Here is a 20,629-nt window from a genome sequence, read left to right as displayed (position 1 = left end):
GCCGGCCGCGGCCGGGGTTCAGGGGGTCGTACGGCTTCTCAGACCGCCTCGGCGGTCTCAGGCAGTTCGGCGGCGAGCCGCTCGGTGAGGTCGACGACCTCACCGAGGTCGCCGAAGTCGCGGGCGGCCGTGTCGACCGTCTTTCGGATACGAGTGTTGACCCGCTCGGAGCGGACCTTCTTGGCGACCTGCATGGCCTGGGTGGCGAAGCCGGTGCTCTGCTCGGGCTCGCGCTGGAGGAGGTGCACGGTGGCCATGCCGATCAGGTTGAGCGCGTACGACCGCTGGTGCTCGTCGTCCTCGGCGAAGAGCTGTACGGCCCGCTCCATGAGGGGCTCGGCCAGCGAGGCATAGGTCGGGCTGCGGCCGGCGACATAGGCCAGGTCGCGGTACGAGTGGGAGTTCTCGCCGTACAGCTCGGCCTCGGAGAAGAAGCGGATCCAGTCGGGGTCCGGCTCGTCCCACTCGCCGGCGTCGGCGAAGGTGTCCTCGGCCATCCGGACCGCCCGCTTGCACTTGCCGGGCTGTCCCATGTTCGCGTAGGCGCGGGCCTCCATCGCATACAGCATCGACTGGGTGCGCGGGCTCGCGCAGTCCCGGCTGCCGTACTGCGCGAGGTGGATCAGCTCCAGCGCGTCGTCGGGCCGGCCGAGGTGGATCATCTGCCGGCTCATGCTGGACAGCACATAGGAGCCGAGGGGCCGGTCGCCTGCCTCCTTCGCGGCGTGCAGCGCGAGGACGAAGTACTTCTGGGCCGTCGGCTGGAGCCCGATGTCGTACGACATCCAGCCGGCCAGCTCGGCGAGTTCGGCGGCGACCTTGAACAGCCGGCGGGTGGTGGCCTCGGGCTGGGGCTCCTGGAGCAGGTCCGTCACCTCGTGCAGCTGGCCGACGACCGCCTTGCGGCGCAGGCCGCCGCCGCACTGGGCGTCCCACTGCCGGAACATCACGGTCGTGGACTCCAGGAGGTCCAGCTCCGGCTTGGAGAGCCGGCCCCGGGCGCGCCCGGCGGAGCCGGGCTCGGGCTCCGAGCGCTGGGCCGGGGGCGAGGGGACGAGCCAGCGCTGCATGGGCTCGATGAGGGCCGGGCCCGCAGACAGGACCAGCGAGCTCCCGAGGAAGCCGCGCCGCGCCAGCATCAGGTCGCTGCGCGAGAACTCGCTGAGCAGGGCCACGGTCTGCGGGCCCGTCCAGGGCAGGTCGACGCCGGTCGCGGAGGGTGACTGGCGCGCGGTGCGCAGCCCCAGGTCCTCGACGGAGACGACCACACCGAAACGCTCCGAGAACAGCTCGGAGAGGATCCTGGGGATCGGCTCGCGCGGGTTCTCGCCGTCGAGCCAGCGACGCACGCGCGAGGTGTCCGTGGAGATGTGGTTGGCGCCCAGCTGGCGTGCCCGGCGGTTGACCTGGCGGGCGAGCTCGCCCTTCGACCAGCCACTGCGCACGAACCAGGAGGTGAGCAGCTCGTTCGGGCGCTTGTCAGCGTGCGTCGCGCCCGCAGCGTTCGTTCCGCTTCCGCCGTTGCCGCTCACTGGAACGCCCCCATCCCTGGAACCACTTGTCGCCGAGTGCGCCAAGCCCTATCAGCATGCCGGTTCGTACGGCCGTCCGTCCGGCCCTTGTCACCCATCGAACGGAATAACGACTTGCCTCCGGCATACCCACGAGCGCATGTGCCCCCAGGACTCGTGCACACAAAGTAATCCTACGATCACCCGTCCAGCCACGGCTCACACGGAAACGCCACCATTCGCCACCCCTTCGAATGAACTCACGTACGCCTCCTCGCGATTCACTTGACACAGCACAACCAGGAGCGGGTGCAGCGATGCACTGAGGGGCGCGTGTCGTCGAGTGCACCACCCTGGGCACTCCCGGGCGCTGAGTGAACGGACCGCCGCCCGGGAAGGCGGAAACAGAGAGTCACGCAGAGCGACCGCTGCGTAACCACCGGTGCGTCGGACCCGTTGGAGGGGGCATGGTCTTCACGATCGGCATCAGCCGGGGCATGCGCGACATCCGGTCCGGCTCGCGCCGCCGCGGCCGCACGTCGGACGGCACCGTCGTGGCCGAGTACACCGGGCTGTGGGGCTGGGACGTCGTGCCGGGCGCCCGGGCCTCGGCGGGCACCTGCTCCTGCGGCCGCCGCGACTGCCCGGCGCCGGGCGCGCATCCGCTGGACTTCGCGCCGGTGATCCCCGCCGGGGCGACGCTGGGCGACGTGACCGAGTCCTGGGGCGAGTTCCCCGGCGCCTCGGTGATGCTGCCGGTCGGCCGGGCGTTCGACGTCATCGAAGTGGCCGAATCCGCCGGCTGCCGTGCGCTGGCCCGGCTGGAGCGCATGGGTCTGCCCGTCGGCCCGGTCGCGGCGACCCCGGACGGCCGCGCCCATTTCTTCGTCGCCCCCGGCGCCGCCGCCGATCTGTCCGGCCTGCTCTACCGCATGGGCTGGGACGACCCGGCCTCCCTCGACCTGCGCGGCCTCGGACCCGGTACGCACATCACGGCGCCGCCCTCGGACCGGGGCGGTCTCGGCCCGGTGCGCTGGCTGCGCTCCCCCGCCCTGGACTCGGCGTCCAGGCCACCGGAGGCCCGCCTGGTGCTGGGCACGCTGGCCTATGTGGCGCACCGGTCACGGGCCTGACCCCCTACACAGCGAAGCGCCCGACCCGACGGTGTCTCGGGGCGGGCGCTTCGCTGTGTCCATCCGGATTTCCGGAGGCGCTCCACTCGGCTGGTTCGGAGCTCACTCCCCGATAAGGGCGTCAACGAACGCCTCCGGCTCGAACGGCGCCAGGTCGTCCGCGCCCTCGCCGAGCCCGACGAGCTTGACCGGAACGCCCAGCTCGCGCTGGACCGCGACCACGATGCCGCCCTTGGCCGTGCCGTCCAGCTTGGTGAGCACGATGCCGGTGATGTCGACGACCTCGGCGAAGACCCGGGCCTGGACCAGGCCGTTCTGGCCGGTGGTGGCGTCCAGCACGAGCAGCACCTCGTCCACCGGGGCGTGCTTCTCCACGACCCGCTTGACCTTGCCGAGCTCGTCCATGAGGCCGGTCTTGGTGTGCAGACGGCCGGCGGTGTCGATGAGCACGACGTTCGCGCCCATCTCCTTGCCCTCCTTGACCGCGTCGAAGGCGACGGAGGCCGGGTCGCCGGCCTCCGGTCCGCGCACGGTGTGGGCGCCGACGCGCTCGCCCCAGGTCTGGAGCTGGTCGGCGGCGGCGGCCCGGAAGGTGTCGGCGGCGCCGAGGACCACGCTCTGGCCGTCGGCGACCAGGACGCGGGCGAGCTTGCCGGTGGTGGTGGTCTTGCCGGTGCCGTTGACCCCGACGACCATCACGATGCCCGGCTTGCGATCCTCGGGCTCGGTCTTGACCGCGCGGTCCATGTCGCGGCCGACCAGCGTGACGAGTTCCTCGCGCAGCAGGGTGCGCAGCTCGTCGGGGGTGCGGGTGCCGAGCACCTTGACGCGCTCGCGCAGGCGCTCGACCAGTTCCTGGGTGGGCTGCACGCCGACGTCGGCGGTGAGCAGCGTGTCCTCGATCTCCTCCCAGGTGTCCTCGTCGAGGTGCTCGCGCGACAGCAGCGTGAGCAGCCCCTGACCGAGGGCGTTCTGCGAACGGGACAGACGGGCTCGCAGCCGGACCAGGCGGCCCGCGGTGGGCTCCGGGATCTCGATCCCGGGAGCTTCGACGGGCGGCTCCTCGACGGTGACGGGAGCCGAACCGTCCGGGAGATCCACCTCCTCTATCGTGCGCCGCGGTTCCTCCCGCGGCGTCTCGGCCTCGTCGCCGACGTGCGGCTCGGCCGGTGGGGCGGTGATGTCGGGCGCTGCGGGCGGGGGCGGGGGCAGCTGCTTCTTGCGCCGGCTGCCGACGATGAGCCCGCCGAGCGCGCCGAGCACGACCACGGCGATGACTACAGCAAGGATGACGATGTCCATAACGCGTCCAGTATCAGCCATGGACCCCCGGGGCACCCCGCTTGTGCCGTCCCGCGGGGCCGAGGGCCGCCGGATCTCCACACCCCTGGATGTCTGACGAACCGTCAGCTAACGTCCCCCGGACACCCGCCCGGTGAAGGGAGACGTCCCCATGACCGTCACGGTCGCACGCTTCAACCTCGTCGCTCCCGGGGCCGGCCCCGTGGAGCTCGGAGCCCGCTACCGGGCGGCCCTGGAGATGGCCTCGTACGCCGACGACCGGGGCGTCACCACGGTGCAGACCGAGGAGCACCACGGGGCCGACAACAACTGGCTGCCGTCGCCGTTCGCCTTCGCGGGAGCCGTCTTCGGCGCGACCCGGCGTGTCGCGGTCACCGTCTCGGCGATCATCGGCCCGCTGCACGACCCGCTGCGGCTGGCCGAGGAGATCGCCGTGCTGGACCTGCTGAGCGGCGGCCGGCTGGTGACGGTCGCCGGGATCGGGTACCGGCCCGAGGAGTACGACCTGTTCGGCGTGGACTTCACCCGGCGCGGCCGGCTCCAGGACGAGCTGCTGGAGACGCTGCTGAAGGCGTGGACGGGCGAGCCCTTCGCCTACCGGGGCCGCACGGTCCGCATCACCCCGCGCCCGTACACCGACCCGCATCCGCTGCTCCTGGTCGGCGGCTCCTCCAAGGCCGCAGCCCGCCGGGCCGCCCGGCTCGGCCTGCCTTTCTTCCCCAGCGCGCATCTGCCGGAGCTGGAGGCGTACTACAAGGACCGGCTCGCCGAGTACGGCACCGAGGGCTGGGTCATGATGCCCGCGGCCGAGACGCCGCTGCTGCACCTCGCCGAGGACCCGGACCGGGCCTGGGCGGAGTACGCAGAGCACTTCCTGCACGAGGCGCGGACGTACGCCTCCTGGCAGTCGAGCGGAGTGCGCTCGGCGGTGAAGTCCACCGCGACGACCGTGGGTGAACTGCGCGCCGAGGGCGTGTACCGCATCCTCACACCCGAGGCGTGCGCCGATCTGGGCCTGGACTCCTATGTGCTGCATCCGCTGGCGGGCGGAATGCCGGTGGAGGAGGGGTGGCGGAGCCTGCAGCTCTTCTGCGAGCGGGTGCTGCCGGGGCTGACAGCCCCCTGAACACATGAGACCGCCGCCCCGGCTCGGGCAGTGGCCGAACCGGGGCGGCGGCGGGTTACGGGGAGAGGGGCAGCGGGGACTTTGGCCCTTCTCCCCGAGTGCGGGGGCGGGCTCAGCCCATCTCCTCCAGGGCCTTGCCCTTCGTCTCGCTGACGAACTTCAGGATGAAGGGGATGGAGAGCGCGGCGAAGGCCGTGTAGATCACGTACGTCACGGAGAGGTTCCACTCGGCCAGCGACGGGAAGCTCGCGGTAATGGCCCAGTTGGCGATCCACTGCGCGGCGGCGGCCACGCCCAGCGCGGCGGCACGGATCCGGTTGGGGAACATCTCGCCGAGCATGACCCAGACGACCACACCCCAGGACAGGGCGAAGAAGAGGACGAAGACGTGCGCGGCGATCAGGGCGATCCAGCCCTGCGCGGCCGGCAGCGTGCCGTCGACCAGGGGGTGCGAGAACGCCCAGGCCTCCAGCGCCAGGCCGATGACCATGCCGACCGAGCCGATGATCGCGAGGGGCTTGCGGCCGATGCGGTCGACGAAGATCATCGCGATCACGGTGCCGACGATGTTGATGATCGACGTGGTGAAGGAGTAGAAGAACGAGTCCGCCGGGTCGACGCCGACCGACTGCCACAGCGTCGAGGAGTAGTAGAACGCGACGTTGATGCCGACGAACTGCTGGAAGACCGACAGGCCGATACCGATCCAGACGATCGGCTTGAAGAAGAAGCTCCCGCCGAGCAGGTCCTTGAAGCTGGACTTGTGCTCGCTGGTCATGGCGTGCTCGATCTCGGCGACGCGGGCGTCCAGGTCGATGTCCTTGCCCTCGACCTGGGTGAGGATCTCCCGGGCACGCTCGTGCTTGCCGACGGAGATCAGGAAGCGCGGGGACTCGGGGATCGCGAAGGAGAGCAGGCCGTACAGGACGGCCGGGACGACCATGACGCCGAGCATGACCTGCCAGGCCTCCAGGCCCATCAGCTCGCCGCGCTGGTCACCGTCGGCGGCGTTCAGCAGAGCCCAGTTGACCAGCTGCGACACGGCGATGCCGATGACGATCGCGGCCTGCTGGAAGGAGCCGAGCCGGCCTCGGTAGGCGGGCGGGGCGACCTCGGCGATGTACGCCGGGCCGATCACGGAGGCCATGCCGATGGCGAAGCCGCCGACGACCCGCCAGAAGGCGAGGTCCCACAGGGCGAAGGGAAGCGCGGAGCCGACGGCGCTGACCGTGAAGAGGACCGCGGCGATCTGCATGCACCGGATACGGCCGATGCGGTCGGCTATGCGGCCGGCGGTCGCGGCGCCGATGGCGCAGCCGATGAGGGCGACGGCGATGACCTGGGCGAGGGCTGCGGAGCCGATGTCGTAGCGGCCGCGGATGGCCTCGACCGCACCGTTGATCACGGAACTGTCGTAGCCGAAGAGGAAACCGCCCATCGCGGCCGCCGCCGCGATGAAGATGACGTGCCCGAGATGTTCGGGGTGAGCCGCCCGGGCTCCGGACTTGGGTGCCTGCGCTGTGCTGGTCACGTGTACTCCTCAGGCCACCGGCAACGCTGCCGGAGGGAATCAGCCCTTCGAGGTCCACCTGAAGGTACCTGAAGGTAAAAGGAACGTTGCCGAGACTATGCCTTCAAGTTTCGAAGTCAATAGGTCGGGAGACGTGAATCTGCGACAGGAGTGTGGCGAGGATGTGTTCAAGAATTGAAGTCACAGGGCGTCGCAGGTGAGACCGATGTAGACCGCATCCATCTAGCGAAGGCGCTGGCTGATGACCTTCGACACACCGTCGCCCTGCATGGAGACGCCGTACAGCGCGTCGGCGACCTCCATCGTGCGCTTCTGATGGGTGATCACGATCAGCTGCGAGGCCTCCTGCAGCTCCTGCATGATCCGGATCAGCCGCTGGAGGTTGGTGTCGTCGAGGGCGGCCTCGACCTCGTCCATGACGTAGAACGGGCTGGGCCGCGCCTTGAAGATGGACACGAGCAGCGCCACGGCGGTCAGTGACCGCTCACCGCCCGAGAGCAGCGACAGCCGCTTGACCTTCTTGCCCGGCGGCCGGGCCTCGACGTCCACGCCCGTGGTGAGCATGTTGTCGGGGTCGGTCAGGATCAGCCGCCCGTCACCACCCGGGAACAGCCGGCTGAAGACGCCCTCGAACTCCCGGGCCGTGTCCCGGTAGGCCTCGGTGAAGACCTGCTCGACGCGTTCGTCGACCTCCTTCACCACCTGGAGGAGGTCCGCCCTCGTCTTCTTCAGGTCCTCGAGCTGCTCGCTGAGGAACTGGTGGCGTTCCTCCAGTGCCGCGAACTCCTCGAGGGCGAGCGGGTTCACCTTGCCGAGCTGCTGGTAGGCGCGCTCGGCAGACTTCAGTCGCTTCTCCTGCTCGGACCGGACGAACGGCTTCGGCCGGTTGCGCGGGTGCTCCGGGTCCTCCGGCAGCTCCTCGCCCTCGGCGGGGGGCGAGGGCGGCACGAGCTGGTGCGGTCCGTACTCCGCCACCAGTCCGGCCGGTTCGACACCCAGCTCCTCCAGCGCCTTCGTCTCCAGCTGCTCGATCCGCAGCCGCTTCTCGGCGCCGAGTACCTCGCCTCGGTGGACCGAATCCGTCAACTTGTCGAGTTCGGCCTTGAGATCGCGTCCCTCGGTGCGGGCACGGGCGAGTTCCTGCTCGCGGCGGGCCTTGGCGGCCTCGGCGGCGACGCGCTCCTCGTCGGCGCGGGCCAGGGAGACCTCGACGTGCGCGAGCAGCTGCCGTGCGCCCGCGCCGACGGCCTCGGCGACGGCCGCCTCGTGCCGCAGGCGGGACCGCCGCTGCTCGGCACGCGCGCGTGCCTCGCGTTCCGCGCGGGCGGCCCGGTCCAGCGAGTCGGCCCGTCCGGCCAGGCCCTTGACCCGTTCCTCGTGCGTACGGGCCTGAAGCCGGGCCTCCATCTCGGTCTGGCGGGCGTTGGCACCGTCGGCGGCGAGCCGGTCCCGGACGGAGGTGTCGGGCTCCTCCTCGATCGGCATCTCCTCGGCAACGGCCAGCCGCTCGGCGAGTTCCTCGACCTCGGCGAGAGCCTTGTCGAGGGCTTCCTGTGCCCGAGCGGCGGCGGCCGTGGACCGCTCGGCCTCCCCCGCCGCGCCCCGTGCCTGCCCGGCGAGCCGGCCGAGCTGCTGGGCGACGGCCGACTTCTCCCGGTCGGCGGCGCGACGCCGCTCCCCCACGTCCTCGACGAGCGCGGCGCACTCCTTGCGCCGTTCGACGGCCTCGTGCTGGGCCTCGGTCAGCTCCTCGCAGCGCACCGCCAGCTCTTCCAGTTCGGCGGCGGCCTCGTCGACGGAGGCCTGGACCTCCAGGAGGCTGGGGGCGCCGGCGGATCCGCCGTGGGCGAAGTGGGCGCCGAGGAGGTCGCCTTCGGCGGTGACGGCGGTGAGGTCGGGGTGGGTGTAGACGAGGTCTTCGGCGTCTTCGAGGGTGTCGACGACGACGATGCTGTGCAGGAGCCGGCGTACGGTCGGCATGAGGTCGTCGGGGCCGCGGACCAGGTCTGCCGCACGGGGGTGTCGTGCGTCTGCGGGTCCGTCGGGGCTGGTCGCGCAGTTTCCCGCGCCCCTGAGGTCGGCAGCTCCTGCCAAGATCAGAGTCGCCCGGCCTCCGTCCTGCTTACGCAGCAGGCGGATGGCCTCGGCGGCGGCCGAAGGGCTGGTGACGGCCAACGCGTCAGCGGCAACACCGAACGCTGCGGCAAGGGCGACCTCGTAGCCGGGGGTCACCGTCAGGAGTTCCGCCGCCGGGCCTAGGAGGCCGGAGAGGCGGTCCTTCGCCGCGAGCAGTATTCCGGTGCCGTCCTTGCGGCGCAGGCCCAGCGCCAGGGCCTCGTGGCGGGCCTGGGTCGCGGCGCGCTTGCGTTCCGCCGTCGTGGCCGCCTCGCGGGCCGCCGTGAGGGCGGACTCGGCGTCGGCGAGCCGCTGCTTCGCGGCCTCGTGCTGTTCGGCGAGTTCGGCGTCGCCCGCGTCGAGGCCGTCGACCTCGGCCTTGAGGGCCTCGTACTCCTCCTGGGCGGCGACGGCCCGCTCCTGGGCCTCGTCGCGGGCGGCGGCCAGGCGTTCGATCTCGGCCTGGGCGGAGGCCGCGCGTGAGCGGGCCGCGTTGACCTGGCCGCTGAGCCGGGCCAGTCCCTCGCGCCGGTCGGCGATGGCGCGGGCGGCGTCCTTCAGGCGCCGTTCCTCCTGGGTCAGGGCGCGCTCCAGCTCGGCGCGGTGGGAGACCGTGTCCTCCAGGGCGCGTTCGGCCGCCTCCAGGGCCGCCTCCAGCTCGGCCTCCTGCTCACGGATGCGGGCGGCCTCGCGCTCCATGTCCTCGGGGTCGCGGCCACGCCGCTCCTCGGGGGGCGCGGAGGTGGCGCTCTTCACGCGGGCGTCGGCCAGCGAGATCGTGCCGCGCACCCGCTCGGCGAGCTGGGAGAGCTCGTACCACGTCTGCTGAGCGCGCTGGAGGCGCGGCGTGAGCTGCCGGACCTCGTCCTCCAGGAGGGCCTCGCGCTGGAGCGCCTTCTTCAGCTCCAGCTCGGCGGCTTCCTTGCGCTCCTTCAGCGCGGCCTCGTCAGCGACCTCGGCGTTGCGGGCTTCCTTCAGCCGTACGAGGTCGTCGGCCAGCAGCCGCAGGCGGGCGTCTCGGAGGTCGGCCTGGATGACGGCGGCCCTGCGGGCGACGGCGGCCTGGCGGCCGAGGGGCTTGAGCTGGCGCCGTAGTTCGTCGGTGAGGTCCTGCACGCGCGCGAGGTTGGCCTGCATCGCGTCCAGCTTGCGCAGCGCCTTCTCCTTGCGCTTGCGGTGCTTGAGGACGCCGGCGGCCTCCTCGATGAAGGCGCGGCGGCCCATCGGGTCGGCGTGCAGTACGCCGTCGAGCTGGCCCTGCCCGACGATGACGTGCATCTCGCGGCCGATGCCGGAGTCGGAGAGAAGCTCCTGGATGTCGAGGAGCCGGCAGGTGTCGCCGTTGATCTGGTACTCGCTGCCGCCGTTGCGGAACATGATCCGCGTGATGGTGACCTCGGCGTACTCGATGGGAAGGGCCCCGTCGGAGTTGTCGATGGTCAGGGACACCTCGGCGCGGCCCAGCGGGGGGCGGCCGGTGGTGCCGGCGAAGATGACATCCTCCATCTTGCCGCCGCGCAGCGATTTGGCGCCCTGCTCGCCCATGACCCAGCTCAGCGCGTCCACGACGTTGGACTTGCCCGAGCCGTTCGGTCCTACGACGCACGTGATCCCCGGTTCGAACCGGAGTGTGGTCGCCGAGGCGAACGACTTGAACCCGCGGAGGGTCAGGGCCTTGAGGTGCACGCCGCCGGACTCTACCGCCCGGGTTCGTCTCACTCCATGAACCCACGGTTTCGCCGCTGAACGCGCAGGGCACACCACACGTTAAAGACGGTGAAAGGATGCGGGGGAAAGAAAGAAGGGACGCCGACGGCGTCCCTTGCACTTCTGACAACTTAGCGGTTATGACGGGCGGCCCAACCACTGCTGTGCTGTTGTGGAGCGGTGCAGTGATCAGGTGAGCGCAGGCTCCGCCTGGTGTGCGTCAACGCTCTCCATGATCCTGTCGTGAGAAGCGGCAGCCGTCAGCGCCTCGTTCTCAGCCTGGATCCGTCCGAGCTCGGATTCCAGGTCCTGGACGCGCTGCTGGAGCCGTCGCATCTCGGCGAGGAGTCGAGGGTCGGAGCCGCCGACGTAACCGAGAAGCGCCTTTGCCATGATGGATGGTCCTCCACAATGCGTGACCGACCGATGCGGTGTGGGTCGTGAGGGATTCGCACCCGCGATGCTTGGCAGGGCCTGGAGTTGTACCGCCGTTCAGCCATGCCAAACAGCTAAGGTGCGCGGGGCTTTCAGCGTCTCACCAAAAAGTTTGACGGTCAACACGATCACGCCCCGTATTGGGGGCCGACCGGGCGCGCGCGGCCTGATACGGCGGCACTGCGGCTTCTGCGGGGCCCTCGGGGCGTGGCGATCATCCTTGCGTGCGGAGCCTGCCAAGGCAAGCGATTCTTGGCAATCACCAGCCAGTTTCCGTCCGGGGCGGCCGTCGGCGGCCTGCTGGCGGGCGCCCCTGAGGGCCGCCCGACGGTATGGGATCAGCGGATGGCGAAGCCGTCGTAGCCGCCGCGAGGTGTGTCCCACATCTCGGTGACGCCGTCCACGCGGCCGGGCGTGTCGTCACTCTCGAGCCACTCCAGCAAGCCTTCACAGCCCTCTCGCGCGCCCTCCGCGACCACTTGGACGCGGCCGTCGCCCAAATTGAGAGCAAAACCACTCAGGCCGCCGATCTCCAGAGCCTTGGCCCGCGTGAACCAGCGGAAACCCACACCTTGGACACGTCCACGCACCCAGGCGACCAGTCGCACATCCTCGCTCATGACTGCAACCTAACCGCCCAAACTCCCTCGGGCGCACTTCCTTCACTTGCGCCATGCGGTACCGTCCCCACCCAACGAATCTCATATGAAACTCACACCATCGAGTGAGTTTGGTGTTGATCTCGAGGACGAGTCGACCGCCAGGACGAGGAAGGCCAGAACATGGGACGCCACCGTCGCTCCGACGCCGGCCGCGCCGCCACGGGCAGCGCCACGGGGATCACGCAGACCGACGGCACCGCGGGGGGCCACGATCCGCTGTTCGGCGGGGAAGACGGCCCGACCATGGGCATCGCGCCCTATCTGAACCCGGACGCGTACGCCGACACCTACGCGCGGAGCGAGGCCTACCTGTTCGAGACGGAGGCCCCCGCGCCTGGTGACGGGTACGCCGCCATCCCCCGCCAGCGGACCGCCGAGACGGCCGTCTTCGCGAGCGACGGCTTCACCCCCGAGGGCGGCACCCGGCGGGCGGGCTCGCATCGCCGCCGGAAGAAGGCCGCACGGCCGATGCGAACCGGTCTGCTCGGCGTGTCCGCCGCGGTCGCCATCGGCACCGTCGCTGTGGCCACGGGCGCGGTCCCCGGCCTCGAGAACTACCAGCTCGGCGGCGACGGCGGCGCCGACAAGGTGCAGGCCGCGGACACGCCGACCAACACCCCGGCCGAGCAGGGCGGCACCTCCGGCAGCGCCGACGGCCGGGGCGGCACGCCCACGAGCCGGGACGCCGAGCGCTCCCTGTCCCCGTCACCGTCCGCCTCGAAGTCGTCGGCCGCACCGACGAAGACACCCGAGAAGCCGGAGAAGACGCAGGAGAAGACGCCGGAGAAGGAGAAGCCGGCGGCGACCGCCAGCAAGAAGCCGGAGAACACGCCCTCCCGCACGGCCACGCAGGCGCCCCAGAAGCCCAGCGCCCCCGCCGCCCTCTCCGAGGAGTCCGCCGCCGCGGCCCAGGTGCTGAAGCTCGTGAACGAGGAGCGGGCCAAGGTGGGCTGCAGCGCGCTCGCCGCGAACAGCGCGCTGACCGGGCTGGCGCAGAACTACAGCGAGGACATGCGCGCCCGGGGCTTCTTCGACCACACCGACCCCGACGGCAAGACGCCGTGGGACCGGGCCGAGAAGGCCGGGATATCCAACCTCGGCGGGGAGAACATAGCCCGCGGCCAGGCGGACGCCGCGGCCGTGATGGATGCCTGGATGAACAGCCCCGGCCACCGGGCCAACATCCTGAACTGCGACTTCAAGACGCTGGGCGTCGGTGTCGAGCTGGGGTCGGGCGGACCGTGGTGGACCCAGAACTTCGGCTACTAGACCCCTGGTCGCACTAACCAGGAGTTAGCGCAAACTGTTGGCCAGCGCTGTGCTGGCGTATTCTTGGGGGATGACCACCACCCAGGAGCTCACGGAGGGGCTGGACGACCTCCCGTACAGCGTGTTCGCCAAGGCCTGCCCTTCGCGTGGCACGCTCGAGCACGCCACGGGCCGCTGGGGCGGCCTCGCGCTGAGCGCTCTGTACGAGGGGTCGCTGCGCTTCAACGAGCTGCGGCGCCGGGTCGACGGTGTGAGCGAGAAAATGCTGTCCCAGACGCTGCACGCGCTGGAGCGCGACGGTCTCGTCCACCGCGAGGCACAGCCGACCAATCCGCCCCGTGTGGACTACGAACTGACGCCGCTGGGACGCGGAGTGGCGGAGCGGCTGCTCGCCCTGATCCACTTCGTGGAGGGCAGCATGGACGACGTCCTGGCCGCGCGCGAGCGGTACGACTCCGCTAGGGCGTGATCCGCGGCGGCCGCTGGCACTTCGGGCAGTAGTAGCTCGACCGGTTCATCCAGGGCCGCCGCCGCATGGGCGTGCCGCAGCGCCGGCACGGCAGGCCCTCACGGCCGTACGCGTCGAGGGACCGGTCGAAGTAGCCCGACTCGCCGTTGACGTTGACGTAGAGGCTGTCGAAGCTGGTGCCGCCCACCGCGAGGGCGGAGTTCATCACGTCCCGCACATGGCCCAGGAGCAGCAGTGTGCGCGGACGCGTGAAGGTCGCGGTCGGGCGTTCGTAGTGGATACGGGCGCGCCACAGGGCCTCGTCCGCGTAGATGTTGCCGACGCCGCTGATCAGCGACTGGTCGAGCAGGGCCCGTTTGATCGTGGACCGCTTGCGGCGCAGCGCCTGGTGGAAGGCCTCATCGTCGAAGAGCGGGTCGAGCGGGTCGCGGGCGATGTGCGCGATGACGTCGGGCAGGCCGTCCGGGGTGTTGTCGTGCAGCGACAGACCGCCGAAGGTGCGCTGGTCCACGAAGCGGAGTTCGGTGTCCAGGGCGTCCGTGAAGCGGGCGCGGATGCGCAGGTGCTTCTCGTCGGGAGCCGTGTGCGGCTGCACCAGCAGCTGACCGCTCATACCGAGGTGGGCCAGGATCGACTGGTCCGTGTCCTCCAGGGGCAGCCACAGGTACTTGCCCCGGCGGCTGGGCGTGCCGATGCGGTGGCCCTTCAGCCGGTCCGTGAAGTCGGCGCCGCCCGCGAGGTGGCGGCGCACCGCGCGCGGGTGCAGCACCTCGACCTCGGCGACGGTCCGGTGGGCGACCCACCGCTCCAGGCCGCGCCGTACGACCTCGACCTCGGGCAACTCGGGCATGGGCTCCCCCGTGTACGAGCCGAGCGCCCACCCCGGGCAGGGGCGGGCGCTCGGGTGCGCTGTTTCTGTTCGGTCAGGCGGATGCCGGCTCGGGTCCGGCGCTCTCGTCGGCGGCCTGCTTGGCCGCCGCCTTGGCGCGCTCGTCCGCCGCGGCCCGGATGGACCTCCAGGCGGACTCGGCGGCCTGCTGCTCCGCCTCCTTCTTGCTGCGGCCGGTGCCGGTGCCGTACGAGACGCCTCCGACGCGGGCGGCAGCAGTGAAGGTCTTCTCGTGGTCGGGGCCGGTCTCCGTGACCAGGTACTCGGGCACGCCGAGCCCCTCGGTCGCGGTGAGCTCCTGGAGACTGGTCTTCCAGTCCAGGCCGGCTCCGAGGTTCGAGGACTTCTCGATCAGGGGGTCGAACAGACGGTGCACGAGCTCCGCCGCGGACTCCAGTCCCTGGTCGAGGTAGACCGCACCGATCACCGCTTCGAGGGTGTCGGCGAGGATGGACGCCTTGTCCCGGCCGCCCGTGCCCTCTTCACCGCGGCCGAGCCGGATGAAGGAGCCCAGTTCGAGCCCACGGCCCACCTCCGCCAGCGCACGCGAGTTGACCACCGCGGCCCGCAGCTTGGCCAGCTGGCCTTCGGGCAGGTCGGGGTGGGTTCGGTACAGCGTGTCCGTGACCACGAGACCCAGGACGGAGTCCCCGAGGAACTCCAGGCGCTCGTTGGTCGGCAGACCGCCGTTCTCGTACGCGTAGGAACGGTGGGTCAGCGCACGCACCAGAAGGGCGGACTCGAGCTTGTACCCGAGCCGCCCTTCCAACAGCGTGTGGGACGAGGCCTGGTTGTCCGCAGAGTTTTTCTTCGGCGTGGACACAGTGCCTCTCACCAGCCGCTCAGACCTCGAGGACCTGGCGCTTGTTGTAGGTGCCGCAAGACGGGCACGCGATGTGCTGCTGCTTGGGCTCGTGGCAGCGCTCGCACGCAACCAGGGTGGGGACCGCAGCCTTCCACTGCGACCGGCGGTGGCGCGTGTTGCTGCGCGACATCTTCCGCTTCGGAACAGCCACGGCTACTTCTCCTGCTTCTCGTCGACGCCCGGTTCGGCGCCGCTCATCTCGTCCTTCTCGCCGTCCTTCATGGTGCCGGCGAGTCCCTGCAAAGCCGCCCAACGGATGTCGACGGCGTCGTGGTGGTGGTCCGGGTCGTCCGCCAGTCGCGCACCGCACTCGGCACACAGACCAGGGCAGTCTTCCTGGCACACCGGCTGCATCGGCAGTGCGAGCACCACCGCATCACGCAGCACGGGCTCGAGGTCGAACATGCCGTCCTCGAGGAAGAGCCTGTCCTCGTCGTCCTCGGCGTCGTCGCCCGGTTCCGCGATCACGCGGCCCCGGTCGTCGGCGTCAGGGTACGAGAACATCTCCTGGAATTCCGCTTCGACGTCGAGCTGAAGCGGCTCCAGACACCTTACGCACTCCCCCTCGGCCCCGGCACGGGCGGTGCCTGTGACAAGCACCCCTTCCATGACCGACTCCAGGCGGAGTTCGAGCTCCACCGGGGCGCCTTCCGGCACTCCGATGACTCCCCCGATACCGAGGTCCTGGGGAGCGTCGACCGTGCGGGTCAGGCGCTGCAGCGCACCGGGCCGCCGGCCCAGCTCGTGTGTGTCGAACACGAGGGGGTTGCGGTGGTCGAGGCGGGCGTTCAGAGCCATTCCTGCTTTCGATCTTTCGAGCTGAGATGCCGCCGCCCTTGAGTGTTCCGGGCAGCGTTGATCGCGGACGTACGCGCGACCGAAGAGCCAGGATACTGGACCTTTCGCTGTCGGCCCAATCCGGTGCTCAGCCGTTGCCGCGGCCCTGTTCGTAGGCCCTCAGCTGCTCGGCGCTGATCATGCCGGTGTCGAAGAGGCTGGTCTCGTCGAGAGCGTATCCCTGCTGGCCCTGATGCCCTTGCTGGGCCTGCTGCGCCTGCTGGACCTGGTTCGGGTCGTACGCGGCCTGCTGGGCGTCGTAGCCCTGGTAGGCGTAGGGATCGGCGTGCTGGTAGCCGTACGGGTCCTGCTGGGCGGCGTAGGGCTGCTGCTGGTAGCCGCCGTAGGGGTCGGGCTGCTGGACAGGGGCGCCGCCCGCCGGGGTGTAGCCGGAGGCGGGGGCGTAGGCCGGTTGCGGCGGTCCGTAGTCCTGCTGCTGGGCGGGCTGCTCGGCCGGGGGCTTCCGCTCCCCCAGGGCGGCCAGGTCGGCGAGGTAGTCGGCGTCGCTGGAGTGCTGGACCGTGCTGGGGTCGTCGGCCAGGGTGCCGAGGTCGTCGCTGGCGATACGGCCGTGCAGCTTCTGCCTGCCGCGGCCGACGGCCTCCAGGGTCTTGGCGAGGACCGCCTCGAAGGAGCCGAGCTTGGCGTCGACGTACTCGTCGGCGGTACGGCGCAGGGTCTCCGGGTCCTGGCTGCGCTCGGGGGCGTCCTCGTCCTCGTAGCCCTGCTCGTCGACGCCGGGGCCGGTGCCGAGGAGCTTCTCACGGCCGCGGCCGACGGAGCCGAGGGTCTTGGTGAGGACGACCTCGAAGTTGGCGAGCTTGGAGTCGACGTAGTCGTCGGCCTCGGCGCGGACCTCCTCGGCCTCCTGGCGGGCCTCGGCGAGGATCCGGTCGGCCTCGGCCTGGGAACGGCGGGCGACCTCGGTGTCGGAGATCAGGGAGCCGCGCTCGGCGTGCGCCTGCCCGATGATGCGCTCGGCCTCCTGGCGGGCGTGCTCGACCATCTGCTCGCGGCCGCCGATCAGCTCCTGGGCCTGGGCGAGCGAGTCGGGCAGCGCCGCGCGCACCTCTTCCAGCAGCGAGAGCAGTTCGGCGCGGTTGACCACGCACGAGGCCGACATGGGCATGGACCGGGCGCCGGAGACCGCGGAGACGATCTCGTCGAGCTTTTTCTGCACGTCCACCGTGTGCTCGCCACTCTCTACAGATGCGTTGGAGACGGACGGGACGACTGTAGTCCCATCAGCAGTCCCATCAGCAGTCCCATCAGTCCTTGCGCAGGCGCTCGTTGAGGACCTGGAGAACCTCCGCCGGGACCAGGTGTGAGACGTCCCCGCCCCAGGTCGCGACTTCCTTGACCAGGGAGGACGACAGGAAGCTGTAGGTGGGGTTGGTGGGGATGAAGAGGGTCTCCACACCCGAGAGGCCGTTGTTCATCTGGGCCATCTGGAGCTCGTAGTCGAAGTCGCTGACCGCGCGCAGGCCCTTGACGATGGCGGGGATGTCGCGCTGCTTGCAGAAGTCGACGAGCAGGCCGTGGAAGGCCTCGACGCGGACGTTGCCGTACTCGGCGGTGACCCGGCGGATCAGGTCGATCCGCTCCTCGATCTCGAACAGGCCCTTCTTGGCCTGGTTGATCATCACCGCGACATAGACCTCGTCGTACAGCCTGGAGGCGCGGGAGATGATGTCGAGGTGTCCGTTGGTGATGGGGTCGAACGACCCGGGACAGACGGCGCGGCGCACTTGTGTTCCCTCGCTCTCCGGTCCGGTCATCGTGCGTCTTCGCACGTAGAGGCGGCGCGACCGTACCAAAACGTTCCCTCGCCGTAGCGGCGGGCCCGGAGGGCTTCGAAACCCTCGGGCCACCGGAATTCACCGCCTCTGGTGCTGCGCTCCACGGTGACGAGGGCTTCTTCGGCGAGCCAGCCCTCTGTGCGGAGTGTGAGCAGGATCTCGCGAAGATCGTCGTCCGTGACGGCGTACGGGGGGTCGAGGAAGACGAGGTCGTACGGTTCGCCGGGGGGTGGCGTGCGGATGATCTGTTCCGCTTTGCCTGATCTGACCTCGGCGCCCGGGAGGCCGAGGGACTTCACGTTGTCGCGGACCGTGCGGGTCGCTCGCGCGTCGGCCTCGACGAGGAGGGTGTGGCCCGCGCCTCGGGAGAGGGCCTCCAGGCCGACCGCGCCTGATCCCGCGTAGAGGTCGAGGACGCGTTCGCCTTCCAGGGGGCCGCCGAGGAGGGATTGCCAGGTGGAGAAGAGGCCTTCGCGTGCGCGGTCGGAGGTGGGGCGGGTTCCGGTGCCTGGGGGGACGGCCAGGCGACGTCCGCCGGCCGCGCCGGCGATCACGCGGGTCATCTGTGGTCCTTGGTCGTGGGCGGGTTCAGGTTCATTGTGGCTGGTCGCGCAGTTCCCCGCGCCCCTTGAGGGCGACAACCATCAGCCCTTTTCCAGGTACTGCTCTCTCTCCTCGTCCAAGAGGGCGTCCAGAGCCGTCCGGAGGGCGGGGAGGTGGGTCAGCTCCGGGTCTGCGGCCACTACCGCCGCTGCTTCCTGCCTCGCCTCCGCGATGATCTCCTCGTCCTCGATGACCGCGAGCATCCGGAGGCTGGTGCGGGCGCCCGACTGGGCCTGGCCGAGGACGTCGCCCTCGCGGCGTTGTTCCAGGTCGATGCGGGAGAGCTCGAAGCCGTCGAGGGTGGCGGCTACCGCGTTCAGGCGCTGGCGGGCCGGGCTCGCCTCGGGCATCTCGCTGACCAGGAGGCACAGGCCGGGCGCCGAGCCACGGCCCACGCGGCCGCGCAGCTGGTGGAGCTGGGAGACGCCGAAGCGGTCGGCGTCCATGATCACCATCACGGTGGCGTTGGGGACGTTGACGCCGACCTCGATGACCGTCGTGGCGACCAGGACGTCGGTCTCCCCCGCGGCGAAGCGGCGCATGACCGCGTCCTTGTCGTCGGGCTGCATACGGCCGTGCAGGACCTCCACCTTGACGCCGCTCAGCGGGCCCTTGGAGAGCTGGTCCGCCACTTCCAGGACAGCGAGGGGCGGGCGCTTCTCGGCGGCGTCCTCCGGGGACTCGGGGGACTGCTTCCTGCCGGACTTCTTGGGGTCGTCCTCCTCGTCGCCGATGCGGGGGCATACGACGTACGCCTGATGGCCGTTGCCCACTTCCTCGCGGACCCGTTCCCACGCTCGGGCCAGGAAGTGGGGCTTGTCGGCGGCCGGGACGACATGGCTGGCGATCGGCGAGCGGCCGGCCGGGAGCTGGTCGAGGACGGAGGTCTCGAGGTCGCCGAAGACCGTCATGGCCACCGTGCGCGGGATGGGCGTGGCGGTCATGACCAGGAGGTGCGGGGGCTGTTTGCCCTTGCCGCGCAGGGCGTCGCGCTGCTCGACGCCGAAGCGGTGCTGTTCGTCGACCACGACCAGGCCCAGGTCGTGGAACCGCACCTTGTCCTCGATCAGCGCGTGTGTGCCGATGACGATGCCGGCCTCGCCGGTGGTGAGGTCGAGAAGGGCGTGCCGGCGGGCGGCCGCGCCCATGGACCCGGTGAGCAGCACCACCTTGGTGGCCTGTTCGGCCCCGCCCAGCATGCCGCCCTCGGCCAGCTCGCCCATCATCTCGACGACGGACCTGTGGTGCTGCTGGGCGAGCACTTCGGTGGGGGCGAGCATGGCGGCCTGCCCGCCGGCGTCGACCACGGCGAGCATGGCGCGCAGGGCGACCATCGTCTTGCCCGAACCGACCTCCCCCTGGAGCAGCCGGTGCATCGGATGGTCGGTGGCCAGGTCGTCGAAGATCTCCCTGGAGACGCGCTGCTGGCCGTCGGTCAGGGTGAAGGGGAGGCGTGCGTCGAAGGACGCGAGGAGGCCGTCGGGGGTGGGCCTGCGGGGAACCGCCGGGAGCTGGGCGTCCGCGTGGCGGCGGCGGGCCAGGGCCACCTGGAGGACGAAGGCCTCGTCCCACTTGAGGCGGGCGCGGGCGTCCTCGATGTCCGCCTTGGTGTGCGGGCGGTGGATCTTCAGCAGGGCCTCGGGGAGGGGGACCAGGCCGCGGCCCTGGCGCAGGGAGTCCGGCAGCGGGTCGACGGCCTCCCGGGCCGTGGGCAGGACCGTCTGGAGCGCCTTGCCGATCTTCCAGGACTCCAGCTTGGCGGTGGCGGGGTAGATCGGGATCAGGGCGCCGGCCCAGGTCTCGACGGACTCGTCGGGGTCGTCGGGGTTTCCGCGCAGCAACTCGTAGGCCGGGTGGGCGAGTTGGAGGCGGCGGTTGAAGACGGAGACCTTGCCCGCGAACATCGCGCGTGTGCCCGGCAGGAGTTCCTTGTGGGGCTTGTGAACGCCGTTGCCGAAGAAGACCAGTTGGAGGCGGCCGCTGCCGTCCGTGATGGTGACCTCCAAACGCTGGCCCTTGCCGCGCGGGGCCTTGGCGGAGGCGAAGGTGTGCAGGCGGGCGTCGGCTACCTGGGCGACCACCGTGACGTGCTCGTCCATGGGGAGCTCGGCGAGGTGGGTGAGCTGGCCGCGCTCCTCGTATCTGCGCGGGTAGTGGTGGAGGAGGTCTCCGACGGTGAGCAGGCCGAGGTGCTCGGCCATCACCTTCGCGGTGGCGGGGCCGAGCACCGACTTCAGCGGTTGTTGCAGCGGTTCTTCCAGTGCGGGCACGAGATCCATTGCACACCACACCACTGACATTGCCGTAGAGGCCGCGGCGGACGTTGCCGTATACGTCCCGGAAATCCCTGGTCAGACGGCTGGTTCGGGCCTTAGG

18 protein-coding genes are annotated in these 20,629 nt (G+C 70.6%); 4 read left to right on the top strand and 14 right to left on the bottom strand.

Annotated elements, in window-relative coordinates; translation table 11 throughout:
- Positions 1-38: 38 nt before the first annotated feature.
- Positions 39-1,532 (bottom strand): transcriptional repressor NsdA, encoded by a 1,494-nt coding sequence (gene nsdA, locus AC07DF_RS06000; protein WP_478967282.1) that lies wholly within the window; start codon positions 1,530-1,532, stop codon positions 39-41.
- Positions 1,533-1,978: 446 nt separating this feature from the next.
- On the opposite strand from nsdA, the gene AC07DF_RS05995 reads away from it, so the two are divergent.
- Entirely contained in the window at positions 1,979-2,644 is a 666-nt protein-coding gene (locus AC07DF_RS05995) for a bifunctional DNA primase/polymerase (protein ID WP_478967280.1), read from the top strand.
- A 102-nt stretch (positions 2,645-2,746) separates the two neighbouring features.
- Here AC07DF_RS05995 and ftsY read toward each other — a convergent pair whose 3' ends face one another.
- Positions 2,747-3,946 (bottom strand): signal recognition particle-docking protein FtsY, encoded by a 1,200-nt coding sequence (ftsY, locus tag AC07DF_RS05990; protein WP_478967278.1) that lies wholly within the window; start codon positions 3,944-3,946, stop codon positions 2,747-2,749.
- Between the two features lie 151 nt (positions 3,947-4,097).
- Here ftsY and AC07DF_RS05985 point away from each other — a divergent pair, with 151 nt between their 5' ends.
- Positions 4,098-5,072: an LLM class flavin-dependent oxidoreductase gene (locus AC07DF_RS05985; protein WP_478967276.1), complete on the top strand. Its 975-nt coding sequence runs from the start codon at positions 4,098-4,100 to the stop codon at positions 5,070-5,072.
- A gap of 112 nt (positions 5,073-5,184) precedes the next feature.
- Here AC07DF_RS05985 and AC07DF_RS05980 read toward each other — a convergent pair whose 3' ends face one another.
- The 4 genes from AC07DF_RS05980 to AC07DF_RS05965 form a co-directional block, all read right to left on the bottom strand.
- Positions 5,185-6,603 carry a sugar porter family MFS transporter gene (locus AC07DF_RS05980; RefSeq protein ID WP_478967274.1) on the bottom strand — a complete coding sequence of 473 codons (1,419 nt, stop codon included), beginning with the start codon at positions 6,601-6,603 and terminating at the stop codon, positions 5,185-5,187.
- 222 nt (positions 6,604-6,825) lie between these two features.
- Positions 6,826-10,404, bottom strand: a complete 3,579-nt coding sequence (gene smc / locus AC07DF_RS05975) for a chromosome segregation protein SMC (RefSeq protein WP_478967272.1) — start codon at positions 10,402-10,404, stop codon at positions 6,826-6,828.
- Between the two features lie 210 nt (positions 10,405-10,614).
- On the bottom strand, positions 10,615-10,818 hold the full coding sequence (locus tag AC07DF_RS05970) for a hypothetical protein (protein ID WP_030852030.1): 204 nt from the start codon (positions 10,816-10,818) through the stop codon (positions 10,615-10,617).
- Positions 10,819-11,198: 380 nt separating this feature from the next.
- Complete coding sequence (locus AC07DF_RS05965) at positions 11,199-11,480, bottom strand: acylphosphatase (RefSeq protein WP_478967270.1); 282 nt, start codon at positions 11,478-11,480, stop codon at positions 11,199-11,201.
- Positions 11,481-11,642: 162 nt separating this feature from the next.
- On the opposite strand from AC07DF_RS05965, the gene AC07DF_RS05960 reads away from it, so the two are divergent.
- Both AC07DF_RS05960 and AC07DF_RS05955 read left to right on the top strand, forming a co-directional pair.
- Entirely contained in the window at positions 11,643-12,791 is a 1,149-nt protein-coding gene (locus tag AC07DF_RS05960) for a CAP domain-containing protein (protein WP_478967268.1), read from the top strand.
- 70 nt (positions 12,792-12,861) lie between these two features.
- Positions 12,862-13,260, top strand: coding sequence for a winged helix-turn-helix transcriptional regulator (locus AC07DF_RS05955; RefSeq protein WP_382496935.1), 399 nt, complete (start codon positions 12,862-12,864; stop codon positions 13,258-13,260).
- On the opposite strand, the gene mutM is transcribed toward AC07DF_RS05955, so the two are convergent.
- The 8 genes from mutM to recG all read right to left on the bottom strand — a co-directional run bounded on the left by mutM (position 13,250) and on the right by recG (position 20,532).
- Positions 13,250-14,110 carry a bifunctional DNA-formamidopyrimidine glycosylase/DNA-(apurinic or apyrimidinic site) lyase gene (gene mutM, locus AC07DF_RS05950; RefSeq protein WP_478967265.1) on the bottom strand — a complete coding sequence of 287 codons (861 nt, stop codon included), beginning with the start codon at positions 14,108-14,110 and terminating at the stop codon, positions 13,250-13,252. The genes AC07DF_RS05955 and mutM overlap by 11 nt on opposite strands.
- 73 nt (positions 14,111-14,183) lie before the next feature.
- Entirely contained in the window at positions 14,184-14,972 is a 789-nt protein-coding gene (gene rnc, locus AC07DF_RS05945; protein ID WP_478967263.1) for a ribonuclease III, read from the bottom strand.
- Between the two features lie 19 nt (positions 14,973-14,991).
- Positions 14,992-15,165 carry a 50S ribosomal protein L32 gene (gene rpmF / locus AC07DF_RS05940; RefSeq protein ID WP_003951102.1) on the bottom strand — a complete coding sequence of 58 codons (174 nt, stop codon included), beginning with the start codon at positions 15,163-15,165 and terminating at the stop codon, positions 14,992-14,994.
- Between the two features lie 2 nt (positions 15,166-15,167).
- Entirely contained in the window at positions 15,168-15,812 is a 645-nt protein-coding gene (locus AC07DF_RS05935) for a YceD family protein (protein ID WP_478967261.1), read from the bottom strand.
- Between the two features lie 127 nt (positions 15,813-15,939).
- Positions 15,940-17,037, bottom strand: a complete 1,098-nt coding sequence (locus AC07DF_RS05930) for a DivIVA domain-containing protein (protein ID WP_478967259.1) — start codon at positions 17,035-17,037, stop codon at positions 15,940-15,942.
- An 82-nt stretch (positions 17,038-17,119) separates the two neighbouring features.
- Positions 17,120-17,599, bottom strand: coding sequence for a pantetheine-phosphate adenylyltransferase (gene coaD, locus AC07DF_RS05925; protein WP_189728227.1), 480 nt, complete (start codon positions 17,597-17,599; stop codon positions 17,120-17,122).
- A gap of 26 nt (positions 17,600-17,625) precedes the next feature.
- Positions 17,626-18,213 (bottom strand): 16S rRNA (guanine(966)-N(2))-methyltransferase RsmD, encoded by a 588-nt coding sequence (gene rsmD, locus AC07DF_RS05920; RefSeq protein WP_478967258.1) that lies wholly within the window; start codon positions 18,211-18,213, stop codon positions 17,626-17,628.
- Positions 18,214-18,294: 81 nt separating this feature from the next.
- Positions 18,295-20,532 (bottom strand): ATP-dependent DNA helicase RecG, encoded by a 2,238-nt coding sequence (recG, locus tag AC07DF_RS05915; RefSeq protein WP_478967256.1) that lies wholly within the window; start codon positions 20,530-20,532, stop codon positions 18,295-18,297.
- Positions 20,533-20,629 lie beyond the last annotated feature (97 nt).

Source organism: Streptomyces sp. NPDC044719 (assembly GCF_056433405.1).
Note: the sequence above shows the minus strand (reverse complement) of the source record. Positions and strands in the feature narration are given on the sequence as shown.